We start from the raw sequence: 16,765 nt of genomic DNA, 5'->3' as shown, positions 1-16,765 counted from the left end.
GTCAGCCGACCGGGGGCAGCCGACCGGGGGCGTCAGCCGGCCGAGGGGCCGGTCCAGTCGGCGGGGATACGGGCGAGCCGTACGCGCTGCGGGTGGTCGCCGACGTCCACGGAGGCCACGCGCTGCCCGGTGGCGAAGTCGATCGCCGTCACCCGGTCGGCGCCGCTCTCGGAGATGACGCAGGACCGTCCGTCGCCGCTCACGGTCGCCCAGTAGGGCTTGGAGGCCTCGACGAGCGGGCCTTCTTGGAGGGTGGCGCGGTCGACCACCGTGGCGTAGTCGTCCATCGTGCCCGCGACGCAGAGCTTGGTTCCGTCGGGACTCATCGAAAGGCCGTGGTGGCGCGAGTCGTTGACCCAGGTGGTGCGGTCGGGGTCCGTCTTCGGGTTGCCGGGAAGGACCTTGGCCCGGGTGATCCGGTCGGTGGTGACGTCGTACTCCAGGAAGCCGTTGTAGAAGGAGACCTGGAGGTAGAGCTTCTTCTCGTCCGGGGTGAAGGCGACGGGGCGGACGGCGTCGGAGAGGTCGCCGCGGCCGAAGGCGTCGAGGCGCTCGCGCATGTCGATGACACGGACGGTCTTGAAGGTGGTGGCGTCGACGACGGTGATGCGGCGGTCTCCCTTGGTCCAGTCGAGCCAGGGGGCGTCGAGGGCGGTGGTGACCTCGCCGATGGCCATGTTCCACAGGAGTCCGTCGGCGGTGAAGACGTTCTCGTGCGGCTTGTCGCCGGTCTTGAACGAGCCGATCTGCCGGCCGGTGGCGATGTCGAGGACGTGCACGGTGTTCGCGGTGGAGGCGGAGACCGCGACCCGGGTGCCGTCGGGTGAGACCGCCATGTGATCGGCGCGGTAACCGGCCACGGGGAAGCGCCAGTTGATCCGTCCGGTGCGCAGGTCGAGGGAGACGACGTCGGCGAAGCTGGGCCGGGAGACGACCATGGAGGAGCCGTCGGGGGTGGCGTACATGTCGTCGACGAACTGGTCGTGGCCCTCCCCCGGGCCGCTGCGGACGCCGAGGAAGAACGCGAGTTTGATGGGGTTCAGATAGATCTCGCGGAGGCGTTCCTCCTTGTCGGGGATGACGTTCACCCGGCCGATGCGGTGGAAGTCGCCCCGGGAGGCGATGACGTCGGCCGTTCCGTCCCAGTTGTTTCCGACGAACATCGCCTCGCGGAGCCCAGCGGGCGCCGCGCCTTCGGCGGCGGCCGATCCTGGGGCGGCAGATCCGGTTCCGCCGACCGTGGCGACGAGGGCGACGGCGACCGCGAGAGCGGCGGCGAGGCGTCGGGGGCGGACGGTCGACGTACGGAGAGAGGGCATGCGGGGGTCCTTCTTCCGGCTCGCAGGGGTGACTTACCCGAAGTAACCATGTATATGACAAGCCCCGCAAGTACCTGTCACACCTCTTCTCCACCCCGTTTCACGCCACGCGCGCCCCGGAGCGCTCCCAGCCGAACCCGCCCCCTTGTCCCGCTCCGGCGTCCGGTAGGAGATCATGGACTCCGGACCCCAGAAGGGACGGAACGGACGATGAGGCACCGCAGTGTCGCCGACCTGATGACGCCGACCGCGGTGGCGGTGCAGCCCGGGACGTCGTTCAAGGAGATCGCGCGACTCCTCGACGAATACGGCATCACCGCCGTCCCGGTGGTCGACGACGAGAACCGTCCGGTGGGCGTCGTCTCCGAGGCCGACCTGCTGCGGCGGCACACCGCGAAGGACGGGCCGAGCACCGCCGAGGCCATGATGTCGAGCCCCGTCGTCACGGCCCGGCCCTCCTGGACGGCGGTCGAGGCGGCCCGCCTGATGGAGCGGCACCGGGTGAAGCGGCTGCCGGTCGTGGACGCGCAGGGGCGGCTGATCGGGGTGCTGAGCCGGAGCGATCTGCTCCAGCTGTTCCTGCGCAGGGACCGCTCGATCCAGGAGGAGATCCGGGAGGACGTGGTCGTCCGGATCCTGCGCCTCTCCCCCTCCGCCGTACACATCGACGTCGACGAGGGCCGGGTGACGCTGAGCGGCACGCTGGACCGCGCCGGCATCGGCCCGATCCTCGTCTCGCTGTGCGAGTCGGTGGACGGGGTGGTGGAGGTCGCGGACCGGCTTTCGTACGAGGACGAGGAGAGCCGCGGGGGCGGGGAGAGCGAGGAGGGCGGCGCGGCCTAGCGGTCGGCTCCGGAGCCTTTCGGGAGTGTGGCGGGAAGCCGACAGGCCGGCGCCGACGGCCTCGGCGACCCGCACAGGAGCGCCCGTGCGCCTGGTGGCCGAGGGCTCAGGCGGCGGGCGGGGCCGTCGCGTGGCGCGTCTGCTGGATCAGCACGGTGGTGGCTCGCTCCAGGAGCGCGCAGAGTGCGGCATGTTCGGCGGGCGTGAACGCGTCGGTGAGTGCGCGCTCAAGGATGATCACCTCCTGGTAGGCGCGGTCGAGGAGCACCTGCCCCTCATCGGTCAGGGTGGCGATCTGCACCTTGGCGTGCACCGGGGACGTCTCGCGGCGGATGAGCCCCTTGGTCTCCATGTTGGTCAGCACGCTGCTCATGCTCTGCTGCGTCACCCCGCAGGAGCGGGCCAGCTGAGCGCCGGACATGCCGCCTTCGCGCGAGAGGGCCAGCAGCACGGTGTACTGCGTCATGGTCAGTCCGTAGGCGCGCAGCACTGCCTCGTGGTGCGCCATCAGCGCCTGCTCCGACCGCCTGATCCGGGTACAGAGGAACTCCTCGACCGGGGCTTCCATCACACACTCGCTTCCATTGACAGGTTCATGGGTTGACTCAGGGACCTTATATACCTACCGTCTCGACTATAAGGATACTGAGTCGACACAAAGGGCTGTAATCATGAAGGCTGTTCTCCTCGACTCCGAGGACCGCTACCGAGTCGCCGAACTCGACGAGCCCACCCCCGGCCCCGGCGAAGTCGCGATCCGAGTCGCCTACGCCGGGATCCAGTGGGGGGACACCATGGTCCGTGACGGCCACTTCCCCGTGACGCGCCCCTTCGTCCCCGGCTTCGAGGCGTCCGGGCACATAGCCGCGGTCGGCGAGGGCATCGACGCGGGCCGTGTCGGTGCGCCTGTGGCCGCGCTGACCACGGCAGGCGCCTGTGCCGAGGTGGTCCTGGCACCCGCCGCGCTCAGTCTGGACATCGGCGACCTGCCACTGCGGACCGCCGCGGGTCTCGGCTGGGGCGCGCCGACCGCCTACGACCTGGTCAACACCACCGCGCGGGTACGGCCCGGCGAAAGCGTGCTGATCCACGCGGCGGCCGGCTCGGTCGGCACGCTCGCCGCCCAGTTCGCCCGGCTGGCCGGGGCCGGCCGGATCGTCGGTGTCGCCGGCAGTGCCGCCAGGGCCGACTACGCCGCCCGATTCGGCTATGACCAGGTCCTGCTGCGCGAAGAGTTCCCGACCGCTCTCGGCACCGAACGTTTCGACGTGATCCTCGACCCGGTCGGCGGTGTGACTCGCCGCGCCGGACTGGAGCAGCTCGCCGCGCACGGCCGACTCGCGGTGTTCGGCAACCTCAGCACCTTCGAACCCGTCCTGGCCGACACCAACGACCTGCTCATGCACGGCAAGTCACTCATGACGTACAACAGCAACCTGCTCAGCCAGACCGACCCGGAGCGCCTCGCCGACAGCGCCCGCCGCGCACTCGCCCTCGCTGCAGACGGCAAGGTGCGCGTGGACATCACCGCCGAATACGACCTGATGGACCTGGCCACTGCCGTGCAGCGGCTCGCCGAGGGCACCACCCACGGAAAGAGCATCCTCCGCGTCGCCTGACAACAGGCCGAGAGCGTCGACCACGAGTCGGTTCCCCCCACGCGAGCGGCTTGGATCAGGGCACAGGAACACATCGGCCAGGGCCCGGTGGGACGTGTCGCCGGGCCCTCGCCCAGGACGGCGGTCCCGTCAGGAGACCGCCTCCGGCCAGCCGTAGCCGGGGCCGGTGTGCTGCGGTACGGTTCCGGCGCCCACCGCCTCCATCTCGCGGTTGGCCTCGCGCATGAGCTTGCCGGCCAGGTCCTTCATGGCCCGGCTCGCGGCGAGCTCGTCACCGATCGCCGGGACGTCCACGTCCGCCGGGTTGCAGCGCGCGGAGCCGTGACCCGTGAGGGTCGACTGGCCGGTCATGAGCCGGGCCTCGGCCTTGGTCCTGCCGCCCTCCTCGACCAGTTCCACGCCGACCGTCCATTCCAGGGTGCGCGTCATGGTCTGCCTCCTCGCACAGCGGGCCGCGAGGAACCGGGACGCGGCCCCTTCCGATATCTCCAGGATCCATCGGCGGGGGCCGAGCGGCACGCCGCGAGAGGGCGCGGTCGCGGATCGACTCTCCCCGTCACAGGCCGGTGACCGTGAGGAAGCAAGGACCGCCATGCCTTCGCCATGGCCTCCTGTGACGGGAGGATCCGGACCCCGTCGCCTTCGGGAGGGTCCGGACCCCGATGGCCGTGTCCCGCCTAGGGGGCCCGGAAGAGGCGCGGGAAGCGAGGTGCGAGCCAGGGCTTGCGGCCCCAGCCGAGCGCCTTGCCGCGGGCGATCACGGGCCAGGGGTCGATCCGGCCGAGGCCGAGGAGGAGGAAGGCGACCGGCTCGGTGAGGATGGTGCAGTCCGGGCGTGCGGGCGGCTCGTGGGTGACCTCGACGGCGCCGTCCGTGACGACCACCCCGAAGGTCGGGCCGCTCCGGAGCCGTACCGCGAACCGGGCCGTCAGACCGTCGACGGCGGCCGGGTCGGTCACGCGGGGCATCGCCTCGATCATGAACGGCAGGGTGAGGTCGACCCGGTGCGCGTCCAGCATGTGGGGGCGGCCGACGGCAAGGGCGAGATCGTAGCCGTGGCCGAGCATGTGGGTCAGCAGGTACGAGCCGAGGACGGCCGGGCGCATGGCGCCGAGCGGGGTGGAGAGGAGCGCGTCGGAGTCGCGCTCCTCCACGGAGGCGAGGAAGGCCTCGGCCTGGGCGGTGATCATCTCGGCGAGCGGGCCGGGCGCCCGCTCGGCGAACCCGGCGAGGGCGCGCTCGTTGGCGTCGGCGAGGCTGCCGGGGGTGCCGTCGCCGTAGGGGCGCTCGTGGCCGGCGGCCAGGTCTGCCATGAGGGCGTTGGCCTGTGCCAGGTGGGCGGCGGCCTCACCGAGGGTCCAGGTGGACCGGGGCACGGGCAGCCCGGCGCCGTGTCCGCCGGGAGCCGCGCGGAGCACGGTGGCGATGTCCTCGGCCGTCCCCCGTATCGCCTCCGCAAGCCCGCCGGGAAGCACCCCACCCACTCGTCCCACCATCGCCCCGCCCCTCTCCTGCCTCCGGCGGCCCCATGCGGAGCACCGGCTGGTCGGGACCGTACCAGTGAGTAGCTCCCTCGGCACCGGTCCCCGGGGCACGACTTTCCGCCCGGGACGGCGGCCGTTCCTCGCGACGGCGCGGGTGTCGCATGCCGAGCCGCGGCGGAGGGGGCTACAGGCCGACGTCCCGCGCCCGCAGGTCCTCCAGGGTCTCCCGGCGCACCAACAGCCGGGCCCGGCCGTCGCGCACTGCAACCACCGGCGGGCGGCCGACGAGGTTGTACGAGGACGCCATCGACAGGTGGTACGCGCCCGCCACCGGTACCGCCAGCAGGTCGCCCGGGTGGGTGTCGGCGGGCAGCGGGACGTCCTCGGCCAGGATGTCGCCGGCCTCGCAGTGGCGGCCGACGACCGTCACTCGCTCGGAGTCGGCCGGCGAGTGGCGGCCGATCAGGCGCGGGGCGTAGCGCACCCCGTACAGCGCGGGTCGTGGGTTGTCGCTCATCCCGCCGTCCACCGCCACGAAGGTCCGCCCGGGCGTGCGTTTCACCGCGAGCACCCGGTAGAGGGCGACTCCGGCCGGTCCTGTGACCGCGCGGCCCGGCTCGATGATCAGTCGCGGCACGGGGAGCCCCGCCGCCGCGCAGCTCTCGGCCAGTTCGGCACGGACCTTGCGGGCGAGTGCGGTGAGGTCGAGAGCGGGCTCGCCGGGGCGGTAGGCGATGCCGTGACCACCGCCGAGGTCGAGCTCCGCCAGGGTGACCCCATGGGTGTCGCGGACCCTGGCCATGAGGCCGACGAGCCGCCGTACGGCCACCAGATACGGCTTGACCTCCGTGATCTGCGACCCCAAATGGCAATGGATTCCGGTGAGTTCGAGCTGTGGCTGGTCGAGTATCCGGGCGATCGCGTGCTGGGCGTGGCCGTCCCGCAGGGAGAGTCCGAACTTCTGGTCGTCGGAGCCGGTACGGATCTTCCGGTGGCCGCCCGCGCTGATCCCCGGCGTCACCCGGACCATCACCTTCTGATGGCCTCCGATGCCGACCGCGGCGGCGATGCGCGCGATCTCGGCGGGGGTGTCGATCACGATCCGGCCCACGCCGAGGCGCAGAGCGGTCCCCAGGTCCTGCGGCGACTTGGCGTTGCCGTGGAGCAGGATCCGGTCGGCCGGGAACCCGGTCGTGACGGCGAGTTCCAGCTCACCGGCGGAGCACACGTCCAAGCCGAGTCCCTCCTCCTCCACCCAGTGGGCGAGGGCGCGGCACAGGAAGGCCTTGGCCGCGTAGTGGATCTCGGCGTCGGGGAAGGCGCTGCGGTAGGTGCGGCAGCGCTCGCGGACCTCGGCCTCGTCGAGGACGTACACGGGGGTGCCGTGACTCTCGGCGATCTCGGCGAGGGAGACGCCGCCGACGAGGAGGCGGCCGTGGGGCTGCTCGGTGGTGGTCACGGGCCAGACGGAGAGTGCGTGGGCGGGGTCGGAGCCGGTCGCGCGGCCGGATGCGTATCCGGTCGCGGAGCCGGTCGCGGGGTCGGTCGCGGGGTCGGTCGCGGGGTCGGATGCGTATCCGGCCTCGGAGGCTGTCGCGGGGCCGGTGGTGGGTCCAGTCGGGTATCCGGTCGGGATACCCGTCGCAGTGTCGGTCGCGGCACCTGTCGCGGGGCCGGCCGGCGCGGCGGAGACGGCTCCCAGGGGAAGGGTGGTCACCTCTGGGTCTCCCTTCAGCTCGCCAGGGCGGTCAGCGGCCGCCACTGCGCCTGATGTCGCGAGGACGGCTGCGACTGCGCCTCGACCACGGAGACCGGAGCGGCCACGGGACCGGGGGCAGGTACGGAGCCGGGGGCAGGTACGGGACCGGGGGCAGGTACGGGACCGGGGGCAGGTACGGGACCGGGGGCAGGTACGGGACCGGGGGCAGGTACGGGACCGGGGGCAGGTACGGAGCCAGGGCCCGCGACGGGGCCGGTCGCCGGAGCCGTCAGCACCGGGTCGATCCTCAGCTCCCGGACCTCCAGCGGTGCCATCAGCGCCCGCAGTGCGGGCTCCGACAGCCGGATCCAGGGCTGGTCCGCTCCCAGGACGGCACTCAGCCGCGCCGGGTCGGTGAACGCGACGGCGGTCCTGCCACCGACCGGCGTGCGGAAGAAGCGGGTCACACAACCGCGGGTGCCCGGCCGGACGGGCACGCAGAGCCGTCCGGCCGGGAACTGTTCCCCAGGCTCCGGGTCGTCTCCGTACAGGGCGTCTGCCATGGGTTCCTCCGAGGGACGAAGCACGGTCCCCGGCACGGTCGCGCCGGGGGTGTCTTCGACGCTAGGCCCGGTGTCACCACCTCCCGGCCCCCCTGACGCGCCCCTGACGCACACGGGCCGAATGCATACATCCCGCTGACACGGAGCGGCCCGCCGCCCCGTGTCAGCAGGGACGGCGGGCCCGCGCGGTACCCGGGGGTCTCACTCCACGACGAGGACGATCTTGCCCGTGGTGCGGTCGGTCTCGCCGAGGGAGTGCGCCTTGGCGGCCTCGGCCAGCGGGAAGACCGCCTCGACGTGGGCGCGCAGGGCGCCCGACTCCACCAGGGCGGCGACGGCGTTCATACCCGCGTGATCGGCCTCGACGAGGAGGGTCTCCACCCGGACGCCCCGGGCGGCGGCCTTCGCCGGCTCGTCCGGGTCGGTGCCCGGGAGCAGCGAGACGAGGGTGCCGCCGGGGCGGAGCACGTCCAGGGACCGGGTGCGGGTGTCGCCGGACATCGGGTCCAGGACCATGTCGACGTCCTCGACCACCTCGGCGAAGTCGACCGAGCGGTAGTCGACGACCTCGTCCGCGCCGAGGGACCGCACGAACTCGTGCTTGGGCGCGCTCGCGGTACCGATGACGTACGCGCCACGGGCCTTGGCGATCTGGACGGCGAGGTGGCCTACGCCGCCGGCCGCCGCGTGGATGAGGACGCGCTGGCCGGGGCCGACCTCGGCGGTGTCGACGATGGCCTGGTAGGCGGTGAGGGCGGCGAGCGGCAGGGCGCCGGCCTGGACGTGGTCGATGCCGGCGGGCTTGTGCGCGAAGGCGCGGGCGGGGCCGGTCACGTACTCGGCGTGGGAGCCGACGCCGAACGGGTAGGGCAGCATCCCGAAGACCTCGTCGCCCGGCTTGAACACGGTCACGCCGTAGCCGACCGCCTCGACGACGCCGGAGACGTCCCAGCCGAGGACGAGCGGCAGACGGTTGAGGAAGATGCCGGCCGAGCGGTGCTTCCAGTCGGTGGGGTTGACGCCGGCGGCGCGTACGGAGACGAGGATCTGGCTCGGGCCCGGCTCGGGTCGCGGCAGCACGACCTCCTGGAGCACCTCCGGGGTGCCGTGGGTGTCCTGGCTGATGGCGCGCATGGTGGGGTGGTTCGTCATGACTCCAGCGTGGCCGTCGGCCCAGGCGCGTACCATGGCATGATTGCCATCTTTCGACGAGATCGTGCCAGAGGAGAGGGGTCCGTCATGTCGGCCGAGCCAGTCGTGCACGTCATGTCGACCGCGCCGGTGCTGCCGGTCACGCCGACCGCGGGCAGGCGTCATCGGGTCGTCGTCCTCGCCCTCGACGGGGTGTACCCCTTCGAGCTGGGGATCCCGAGCCGGGTGTTCGGGGCGGCCGACGGGCACTACGAGGTCCTCACGTGTTCGGTGGACGGCGGGCCCGTCCGTACCAACTCCGACTTCTCGGTGACCGTCGAGCACGGGCCCGAGGTGCTGCGCACCGCCGACACCGTCCTGCTGCCGCCCTTCGACGTCTCCCTGCTGAGCCGCGAGCTGTCTCCGGTGGTCGCCGAGGCCCTCGCGTCCGTACGGGAAGGGGCCCGGCTCGTGTCCATCTGCACCGGAGCCTTCGTCCTCGCCGCGGCCGGGCTGCTGGACGGGCGTCCGGCCACGACCCACTGGACTCTCGCGGGCGAATTCCGCTCCTGGTTCCCGCAGGTGGCGCTCGATCCGGACGTGCTCTTCGTCGACGACGGCGACGTGCTGACCTCGGCGGGCGCCGCCTCCGGGGTGGACGTCTGCCTGCATCTCGTCCGGAAGGACCACGGCACCGCCGTCGCCAATCACGTGGCGCGGGTGTGCGTCGTGCCGCCGTGGCGGGACGGCGGCCAGGCCCAGTACATCGAGCAGCCCGTGCCCGAGACCACGGCCAGCGGGACCTCGGCGACCCGCCAGTGGGCGCTGGAGAACCTGCGGGACCCACTGCCCCTGAGTGAGCTCGCCGATCACGCGCGGATGAGCCTGCGGACCTTCGCCCGCAGGTTCAACGAGGAGGTCGGGATGAGCCCGGGGCGGTGGCTGATCCAGCAGCGGGTGGCCCGCGCCCGGCATCTGCTGGAGTCCACCGACCTGGCGGTGGACGACATCGCCGGGGAGGTCGGCTTCGCCACCGGGACGTCGCTGCGCCAGCACCTCCATGCCGCCATCGGGGTCACTCCGCTCGCCTATCGGCGCACATTCCGCGGCACGGTCCCGACGGCGGTCGAGGCGGCGACCGCCTGAGCCTTTTCGCAGGCCAGGGGGGATGAGCGTATTCCCGCGGAGCCATCGGACTTCCCATGGCAGCCATTGGATTCCGCATTGGAAAGGTCTCCGGGACGGGGCTACGTTCGAGGACATCGCCACACCGGCGGTCCCGGACCGGGACGCGGGGTGTGCGATCACCGCCCTGCTCTGCTCTTCCTCCGCTCTCCGGGCCGGACCCTGGCCCGTACCTCCTGGGAGTACCCACATGCCCAAGATCCTTTTCGTGATGACCGGCGCAGACTTCTGGACCCTGGCCGACGGAACGAAGCACCCGACCGGCTTCTGGGCCGAGGAGGCCGCCGCGCCGTACGAGGCCTTCACGGCCGCCGGGTACGAGGTCGTCGTCGCCACCCCCGGCGGTGTCGTGCCCACGGTCGACAAGAGCAGCCTCGCCCCGGAGTTCAACGGTGGGCAGGAAGGTGCCGACAAGGTCGCCGCCACCCTCGACTCGATCACCGCGCTCCAGCACCCGATCCGCCTGGACGACGTGGACCTGGCCGATTACGCGGCCGTCTTCTACCCGGGCGGCCACGGCCCCATGGAGGACCTCGCCGTCGACGCGACCTCCGGCGGGCTGCTGATCGACGCCCTGAACTCCGGCAGGCCGCTGGCCGTCGTCTGCCACGGCCCGGCCGCGCTGCTCGCCGCCACGAAGGCCGACGGCACGAACGCCTTCGCCGACTACAAGGTCGCCGCCTTCACCGACGACGAGGAGACCCAGTCCGGCTTCGCCGAAAGGGCGAAGTGGCTCCTGGAGTCCCGCCTCGTCGAGGCCGGCGTGGACGTCCAGGTCGGCGAGCCGTGGGTGCCGAACGTGGTCGTCGACCGCAACCTCATCACCGGCCAGAACCCCGCCTCCGCCGCCCCGCTCGCGGCCGAGGTCCTGAAGAAGCTGGGCTGACGGCGGCGGCCGGGCGCCCTGTACCCCTGAGGGTTGCGGGGCGCCCGGCCGGACGCATGTGCCCGCCACCGCTCCCCGAGCCGGCCGAGCCCGCCCCGCCCCGCCCCGCCCCGACGGTCCGCCCGCCCCCTGCCATAGGGAGACAAGTAGGCTTCCCGCGTGAGGCATACGGATCCTGATGGGCGGCCCGACGGCCCCCGCCCCGGTACGGCGCCCGGCGGCGGCGTGGGGGCGGCGGACCTGAATCTGCTGCGTACCTTCCTCGCGGTCTACCGCTCCGGCTCGTTCACCGCCGCCGCCGGACTCCTGGGCCTGTCGCAGCCCACCGTGACCACCCAGATCCGGTCCCTGGAGCGGCAGACGGGCCGGGAGCTGTTCGAACGGCTGCCGCGCGGCGTCGCTCCGACCGCGGTCGCCCATGACCTCGCGGCCCGGGTCGCCGCTCCTCTCGACGCGCTCGCCGCCGCGACCGGTCACGAGACCGCGCCCCACGAGCGGGCCGCCCCCGTGCATCTGGCGGGCCCCGCCGAACTGCTCTGCACCCGTGTCCTGCCGGCGCTCGCGCCGCTCGCGGCCGAAGGGGTACGGCTCCGGATCACACCGGGCCTGACCGAACCGCTCCTCGACGAACTCCGGTCGGGGCGCCACGACTTGGTGATCGCGACCTACCGGCCCCGGGGGCGCGCCCTGACCGCCGTACCGCTGATGGACGAGGAGTTCACGCTCGTCGCCGCCCCCGTCTGGGCGGATCGCGTCGGGGTGCGGGCGGCGGACGAGGTTCCGGCGGCGCTGCACGCCATCCCGCTGATCACATACGCGGAGGACCTGCCGATAGCGCGCCGCTACTGGCGCCATGTCTTCGGCACCCGGCTCTCCTGCCCTGCCGCCGTCACCGTCCCCGATCTGCGCGGTGTCCTGGCGGCGGTCACCGCCGGGGCGGGTTTCACGGTGCTGCCCCGCTACCTCTGCGAGGCCGAACTGGCCTCCGGCGCCCTGGTACCCCTCCATCACCCGGACGACCCGCCCATCAACACCGCCTACCTCGCACAGCGCCCCGGCCGACCCGCCAATCCCGACGTCACCCGCGTCCGCGACCTGCTGATCGAGGCGGGACGCGGCTGGTGACCGTACGTCAGGGCCGGGGTAGCCCTTCCCATGGAGCCGGCGGGAAGGGTCCCCGCCCGCGTGGGCCGCTGAGGAGGTTCCACGCGCGCGTACGACCGCTTGAAGCGCGTCGTGTCGATGCGGACGCGCTCGAACGAGTCCACGCGCGCGTACGACGGCTCAGTCGGTCGTTTCGGCGGCGGCCCGCTGCCAGGCGGCCTCGCGGAGGAGGCGCAGGCCGTTGAGGCCGACGAGGACGGTGGAGCCCTCGTGGCCGAGGACGCCGAGGGGCAGTGGCAGGGTGCCCACGAGGTCCCAGAGCACCAGGCCGGTGATGAACACCCCCGCGATGACGAGGTTCTGTACGACCAGTCCGCGGGCGCGGCGGGAGAGGGCGACGACCGTGGGGACGGTGGCGAGTTCGTCACGGACGATCACCGCGTCCGCCGTCTCCAGGGCGAGGTCGGAGCCCGCACGTCCCATGGCGATGCCGGTGTGGGCCGCGGCAAGCGCGGGCGCGTCGTTGACGCCGTCTCCGATCACCATGACCTTGCGTCCCGCCCTGTCCTGCCCCTGGACGGCGGCGACCTTGCCCTGGGGCAGGAGTCCGGCGCGGACGTCGGTGATGCCGACTTCGGCGGCGAGGCGGGCGGCGGCGCGCGGGTTGTCGCCGGTGAGCAGCATGGGCGCGGTGCCGGTCAGCCGGGTCAGGGCGGCGACGGTGGCGGCGGCGTCCGGGCGCAGCCGGTCCGCGATGCCCAGAACTCCGGTCGGCACGCCGTTCACCCTGACCAGGACGGCGGTGTGTCCTTCGGCCTCCAGCTCGGCCGCCACGGTGGCCGCGCGGGCCGCGTGTGCGTCCTCGGCCCCGTGCAGGAGGCGGGCGGGGGCGCCGACCTCGACCCTGTCGCCGCCCACGGTGGCGGTGACACCGACTCCCGGGGTGGAGGCGAACTCCTCTGCGGGCATGAGCTGATGGCCGCGGGCGCGGGCGGCGAGCACGACCGCGCGGGCCAGCGGGTGCTCGCTGGGGTGCTCGGCGGCTGCCGCGAGGGCGAGGAGCCGGTCCCCGTCCGGACCGTGCTCGACCTGGAGGGGGCGGACGACGGTCACGCGCGGGGTGCCCTCGGTCAGCGTGCCGGTCTTGTCGAGGGCCACGGCGTCGACCTGCCCGAGGCGTTCCATGACGACGGCGGACTTGACCAGGACACCGTGCCGGCCGGCGTTGGCGAGGGCGGAGAGCAGCGGCGGCATGGTGGCGAGCACCACGGCGCACGGCGAGGCGACGATCATGAAGGTCATCGCCCGCGGCAGGGCGTCGGTCGGCCCGGAGCCGAACGCGAGCGGCACGAGGAACACCGCCAGGGTGGCGGCGACCATGCCGAGCGAGTACCGCTGCTCGATCTTCTCGATGAAGAGCTGCGTGGGGGCCTTGGTCCCGGAGGCCTCCTCGACCATCCTCACGATCCGGGCGATCACCGAGTCCGAGGCGTCCCGTTCGACCTTGACGCGGAGCGCGCCGGTGCCGTTGAGGGTGCCGGCGAAGACCTCCTCGCCGGTCTCCTTGAGCACCGGCAGGGGCTCGCCCGTGATGGTGGCCTGGTCGACCTCGCTCGCCCCGTCGAGGACGCGGCCGTCGGCCCCGATCCGCTCTCCCGGGCGGACCACGACGATGTCCCCGACCACCAGGTTCCCGGTTGCCACGCTCTCCTCGGTGCCGTCGTCCAGGAGTCGCGTCGCGGTGGTCGGGGCGAGGTCGAGCAGCCCGCGTACGGAGTCCGCGGTACGGGCGGTGGCGACCGCCTCCAGGGCGCCGGAGGTCGCGAAGATGACGATCAGGAGCGCCCCGTCGAGGACCTGCCCGATGGCCGCGGCACCGAGGGCGGCGACCACCATGAGCAGGTCGACGTCGAGGGTCCTGTCCTTGAGGGCCTTCAGGCCCTCCCAGGCCGGTTCCCAGCCGCCGGTGAGGTAGGTGGCGGCGAACAGCGGCGCCCAGGTCCACGCCGGGGCTCCGAGCAGGTCCAGGGGAAGGCCGATCAGGAACAGCACCAGGGCGGCCAGTGCCCAGCGGGCCTCGGGCAGCGCCAGGACACGGGTGCGACGGCGCGGGGCCGGGCGTTCGGCGGAGGGTGGTGCGGGCTTGGTCAGGGTGGAGGCCATGACAGAGGGAGTCCTTCGGGGGAGGAGCCGGACACCCTCACCGTACAGGAATACTTGAACATCCATTCATGTGTTCATTTCCGTAGGATGGCGCCATGGGCCACGGAGTGAACGCACCGGACAGCAGCGCGGCACCGCGCACCCGCCTGACCCCCGAGAACGCGCAGCAGGTCGCCACCACGCTCCAGGCCCTGTCCACCCCGTCGCGGCTCCTGATCCTGGCCCGCCTGCGCGAAGGGCCCTGCGCGGCGACCGAACTGGCGGCGGCCGTGGGCATGGAACAGTCCGCCTGCTCCCATCAGCTGCGACTGCTGCGCAACCTCGGCCTCGTCACCGGCACCCGCGAGGGCCGTTCCGTCGTCTACGCGCTCCACGACAACCACGTGGCGGGCCTCCTCGACCAGGCGCTGTACCACGTGGAACACCTCCGCCTCGGCGTGACCGACACAGCCGCCGAGGCCGCCCCGCGGCAGGACGCGACGCTGCCCGCCGGAGCCCGCTGAACCGGCTGCGAGCAGGAGGGGCGCCCTCCGTGATGTCCGAACCACGGAGCGCGGGCAGAATTGACGTGAAAGTCCCGCTCCGCCGGTGAGCGGCGCGCTCGCCCTTCGACTGCGCCCGGAAAGGGGGCCCGGTGTCCTCACCTCGGCCGGGGGGTCGACCGGGAGACGAACAGGCTCCCGGGCCTCTCTGGTCGGAGCCCGGGACGCTGCTGCAACACGTGGCCGTGGCCGTGCTCGGCATCGACGAGGAGGGCCGGATCTGCTACTGGGGGCCGGGTGCGAAGCGGCTCTTCGGATACGAGGCCGCGGACGTCCTGGCCCGACCCGCCGCCGTCCTCTTCCCCGCCGCTCCCCTCGACGGGGCCGGTGCGGCGGAGCGCCTCGCGGAGCGCGGCCGCGCCTTGGGCTACTGGCGGGCGCGCGTGCCGACGCTGCACCGGGACGGCAGGGTCTTCGACTGCGGCTTCCGGGTCTTTCCGGTGACCGGCACCGAGGGCCACTCCGTCATCCTGGGACTGGCGAGCGAGAGCGCGGGGCTCGACCGGGTGAAGACCAATCTCGCCTTTCTCGACGCGCTGTTCGAGACGTGCCCGATCGGCCTGGTGATGCTCGACGAGAAGCTGCGCTACGTCCATCTCAACCAGGCCCTGGCGGACATGGACGGGACCCCGATCGAGGACCACATCGGGCGGAGCATGGAAGAGTTCATGATCACGTCCGACGGTGGTGAGTACCAGCGCATGCTGCGGGCCGTCGCCGACGAGGGCCGGACCGTGGTGAGCACGCTGGTCGTCCTGCGTACACCGGGCCGTCCCGACCGGGACCAGGTGCGCTCCGTGAGTTTCTTCCCCCTCAGCCAGGCCGTCGGCACGCGACCGGGGGTGGGCGGTCTCCTCGTGGACGTCACCGACCGCGAACAGGCCCTCGTGGAGGCGGCCGCCGGACGGCAGCGACTGGCGCTGCTCGACCGGGCCGCGGCCCGCATCGGCACCACGCTGGACGTCGACGTCACCGCCCGTGAACTGGTCGAGGCGGCCGTTCCCGAGTTCTGCGACGGCTCCGTGGTGGAGGTCGTGGAGTGGAAGGACGAACGCGAGATATTCGATCCGGAATCGGTGCTGCTCACCCGCCGCATCGCGGCCGGCACCAGCCTGCCGCCTCCCGCCCCGGAGCTGGTCGGCGGCCTGGAGAGCGTGACCTATCCGCCCGGTTCGAGCATCCACGAGGCCCTGATCACGGGCCGTCCCGTCTGCGTCCCCGTGAACGCCGATTTCATGACCCGGACGGTCGTCCACCAGGCCCGCGCCCAGCTCCTGATCGACAGCGGTCTGAAGTCCCTGCTCATCGCTCCGCTCATCGCGCGGGGCACGGTGCAGGGAATCACCATGTTCGGCCGCGCCGGCGGCCGTCCCGACTTCACCGAGCAGGATCTCAGCCTGGCGGGCGAGCTCGCCTCTCGGGCCGCGTTGTGCCTGGACAACGCACGGCTCTACAGCCGGGTCCAGGACATCGCGCTCACCCTCCAGCGCGCGCTGCTGCCCACCGCCCTCGCGAGCAGCCCGTCCGTGCAGGTCGCCCACCGCTATCTGCCGGGCAGTCACGCCACGGAGGTCGGCGGCGACTGGTACGACGTGATCGAGCTGCCGGACGGTCGGGTGGCGCTCGTCGTCGGTGACGTGGTGGGCCATGGCGTGCCCGCGGCGGCGGCGATGGGCCGCCTGCGCATCACCGCCAAGGCACTGGCCCGCCAGAACCTGGAACCCGACAGTCTCCTGGAGGAGCTCGACGTCTGCGCCCAGGACGCCGGGATCGCGTACGCGACCTGCCTGTACATCCGCTACGACCCGACGACGGGCCTGGCCCGCATCGCGAACGCGGGTCACCTGCCGCCGCTGCGCCGCCGGGCGGACGGCACGGTCGAGTCGATCGACGAGGTGCTGGGGGTGCCGCTGGGCGTCGGCGGCGTGCCCTTCCGTACGACCGAGATCGAGCTCCACGACGGCGACACCCTCGCGCTGTACACCGACGGACTGGTCGAGGCGCGCGGCCTCGACATCGGCGTGGGCATGGCCGCGCTGCGGTCGCAACTCGAAGGCTCGACCGGCACGTTGGAGGAGGCGGCGGACGGAATCCTGGCGAGACTGCTGCCCGGCGCGCCCACCGACGACGCCGTGATCGTGCTGGCCCGGATCCGGCGTCAAGGCCCCGACCGCCGGCCGGGCGGCCGGGACTGACGCAGGAGACGTCGGTCCCAGGACAGAGGAGC

15 protein-coding genes are annotated in these 16,765 nt (G+C 72.7%); 7 read left to right on the top strand and 8 right to left on the bottom strand.

Going from position 1 to position 16,765, the window contains the following annotated elements; all coding sequences use genetic code 11:
* Window positions 1–32: 32 nt before the first annotated feature.
* Entirely contained in the window at window positions 33–1,319 is a 1,287-nt protein-coding gene (locus OG259_RS38420) for a YncE family protein (protein WP_328946470.1), read from the bottom strand.
* A gap of 210 nt (window positions 1,320–1,529) precedes the next feature.
* Here OG259_RS38420 and OG259_RS38415 point away from each other — a divergent pair, with 210 nt between their 5' ends.
* Entirely contained in the window at window positions 1,530–2,162 is a 633-nt protein-coding gene (locus OG259_RS38415) for a CBS domain-containing protein (RefSeq protein ID WP_328946469.1), read from the top strand.
* A gap of 106 nt (window positions 2,163–2,268) precedes the next feature.
* Here the strand turns inward: OG259_RS38415 and OG259_RS38410 are convergent, their stop codons facing one another.
* A complete protein-coding gene (locus OG259_RS38410; protein ID WP_328947303.1) occupies window positions 2,269–2,730 on the bottom strand; it encodes a MarR family winged helix-turn-helix transcriptional regulator in 462 nt (153 codons plus the stop codon).
* 103 nt (window positions 2,731–2,833) lie between these two features.
* On the opposite strand from OG259_RS38410, the gene OG259_RS38405 reads away from it, so the two are divergent.
* Window positions 2,834–3,781, top strand: coding sequence for a quinone oxidoreductase family protein (locus OG259_RS38405; protein WP_328946468.1), 948 nt, complete (start codon window positions 2,834–2,836; stop codon window positions 3,779–3,781).
* A 129-nt stretch (window positions 3,782–3,910) separates the two neighbouring features.
* Here the strand turns inward: OG259_RS38405 and OG259_RS38400 are convergent, their stop codons facing one another.
* The 5 genes from OG259_RS38400 to OG259_RS38380 all read right to left on the bottom strand — a co-directional run bounded on the left by OG259_RS38400 (window position 3,911) and on the right by OG259_RS38380 (window position 8,661).
* Window positions 3,911–4,210 (bottom strand): DUF1876 domain-containing protein, encoded by a 300-nt coding sequence (locus tag OG259_RS38400; protein ID WP_266901636.1) that lies wholly within the window; start codon window positions 4,208–4,210, stop codon window positions 3,911–3,913.
* 248 nt (window positions 4,211–4,458) lie between these two features.
* Window positions 4,459–5,277, bottom strand: a complete 819-nt coding sequence (locus OG259_RS38395) for a maleylpyruvate isomerase family mycothiol-dependent enzyme (RefSeq protein WP_328946467.1) — start codon at window positions 5,275–5,277, stop codon at window positions 4,459–4,461.
* Window positions 5,278–5,449: 172 nt separating this feature from the next.
* A complete protein-coding gene (lysA, locus tag OG259_RS38390; protein ID WP_328947302.1) occupies window positions 5,450–6,724 on the bottom strand; it encodes a diaminopimelate decarboxylase in 1,275 nt (424 codons plus the stop codon).
* 272 nt (window positions 6,725–6,996) lie between these two features.
* A complete protein-coding gene (locus OG259_RS38385; protein ID WP_328946466.1) occupies window positions 6,997–7,527 on the bottom strand; it encodes an SAV_915 family protein in 531 nt (176 codons plus the stop codon).
* Between the two features lie 201 nt (window positions 7,528–7,728).
* Complete coding sequence (locus OG259_RS38380) at window positions 7,729–8,661, bottom strand: NADP-dependent oxidoreductase (RefSeq protein WP_328947301.1); 933 nt, start codon at window positions 8,659–8,661, stop codon at window positions 7,729–7,731.
* Window positions 8,662–8,793: 132 nt separating this feature from the next.
* Here OG259_RS38380 and OG259_RS38375 point away from each other — a divergent pair, with 132 nt between their 5' ends.
* From OG259_RS38375 to OG259_RS38365, 3 genes are all read left to right on the top strand, one after another.
* Window positions 8,794–9,804, top strand: a complete 1,011-nt coding sequence (locus OG259_RS38375) for a GlxA family transcriptional regulator (protein WP_328947300.1) — start codon at window positions 8,794–8,796, stop codon at window positions 9,802–9,804.
* Window positions 9,805–10,033: 229 nt separating this feature from the next.
* Window positions 10,034–10,729 carry a type 1 glutamine amidotransferase domain-containing protein gene (locus OG259_RS38370; RefSeq protein WP_328946465.1) on the top strand — a complete coding sequence of 232 codons (696 nt, stop codon included), beginning with the start codon at window positions 10,034–10,036 and terminating at the stop codon, window positions 10,727–10,729.
* A 159-nt stretch (window positions 10,730–10,888) separates the two neighbouring features.
* Window positions 10,889–11,854, top strand: a complete 966-nt coding sequence (locus OG259_RS38365) for a LysR family transcriptional regulator (protein ID WP_443052088.1) — start codon at window positions 10,889–10,891, stop codon at window positions 11,852–11,854.
* 159 nt (window positions 11,855–12,013) lie between these two features.
* On the opposite strand, the gene OG259_RS38360 is transcribed toward OG259_RS38365, so the two are convergent.
* The gene (locus OG259_RS38360; RefSeq protein WP_328946464.1) at window positions 12,014–13,996 is read right to left on the bottom strand and encodes a heavy metal translocating P-type ATPase; all 1,983 of its coding nucleotides are present in this window, start codon (window positions 13,994–13,996) and stop codon (window positions 12,014–12,016) included.
* A 95-nt stretch (window positions 13,997–14,091) separates the two neighbouring features.
* Between OG259_RS38360 and OG259_RS38355 the strand changes: the two genes are divergently transcribed.
* Window positions 14,092–14,499 (top strand): ArsR/SmtB family transcription factor, encoded by a 408-nt coding sequence (locus tag OG259_RS38355; protein WP_328946463.1) that lies wholly within the window; start codon window positions 14,092–14,094, stop codon window positions 14,497–14,499.
* Window positions 14,500–14,630: 131 nt separating this feature from the next.
* Window positions 14,631–16,733: a SpoIIE family protein phosphatase gene (locus OG259_RS38350; protein WP_328946462.1), complete on the top strand. Its 2,103-nt coding sequence runs from the start codon at window positions 14,631–14,633 to the stop codon at window positions 16,731–16,733.
* Window positions 16,734–16,765: the final 32 nt, after the last annotated feature.

The organism is Streptomyces sp. NBC_00250 (genome assembly GCF_036192275.1).
GTDB lineage: Bacteria > Actinomycetota > Actinomycetes > Streptomycetales > Streptomycetaceae > Streptomyces.
This window is presented reverse-complemented; position numbering and strand designations above follow the sequence as displayed.

Excerpts from the sequence above, each read along its gene's own strand:
- OG259_RS38420 (WP_328946470.1), bottom strand. The coding sequence starts at position 1,319 with ATGCCCTCTCTCCGTACGTCGACCGTCCGCCCCCGACGCCTCGCCGCC.
- OG259_RS38415 (WP_328946469.1), top strand. The coding sequence starts at position 1,530 with ATGAGGCACCGCAGTGTCGCCGACCTGATGACGCCGACCGCGGTGGCG.
- OG259_RS38360 (WP_328946464.1), bottom strand. The coding sequence starts at position 13,996 with ATGGCCTCCACCCTGACCAAGCCCGCACCACCCTCCGCCGAACGCCCG.
- OG259_RS38410 (WP_328947303.1), bottom strand. The coding sequence starts at position 2,730 with ATGGAAGCCCCGGTCGAGGAGTTCCTCTGTACCCGGATCAGGCGGTCG.
- OG259_RS38395 (WP_328946467.1), bottom strand. The coding sequence starts at position 5,277 with ATGGTGGGACGAGTGGGTGGGGTGCTTCCCGGCGGGCTTGCGGAGGCG.
- OG259_RS38405 (WP_328946468.1), top strand. The coding sequence starts at position 2,834 with ATGAAGGCTGTTCTCCTCGACTCCGAGGACCGCTACCGAGTCGCCGAA.
- OG259_RS38375 (WP_328947300.1), top strand. The coding sequence starts at position 8,794 with ATGTCGACCGCGCCGGTGCTGCCGGTCACGCCGACCGCGGGCAGGCGT.
- OG259_RS38385 (WP_328946466.1), bottom strand. The coding sequence starts at position 7,527 with ATGGCAGACGCCCTGTACGGAGACGACCCGGAGCCTGGGGAACAGTTC.
- OG259_RS38400 (WP_266901636.1), bottom strand. The coding sequence starts at position 4,210 with ATGACGCGCACCCTGGAATGGACGGTCGGCGTGGAACTGGTCGAGGAG.
- OG259_RS38380 (WP_328947301.1), bottom strand. The coding sequence starts at position 8,661 with ATGCGCGCCATCAGCCAGGACACCCACGGCACCCCGGAGGTGCTCCAG.
- OG259_RS38355 (WP_328946463.1), top strand. The coding sequence starts at position 14,092 with ATGGGCCACGGAGTGAACGCACCGGACAGCAGCGCGGCACCGCGCACC.
- OG259_RS38370 (WP_328946465.1), top strand. The coding sequence starts at position 10,034 with ATGCCCAAGATCCTTTTCGTGATGACCGGCGCAGACTTCTGGACCCTG.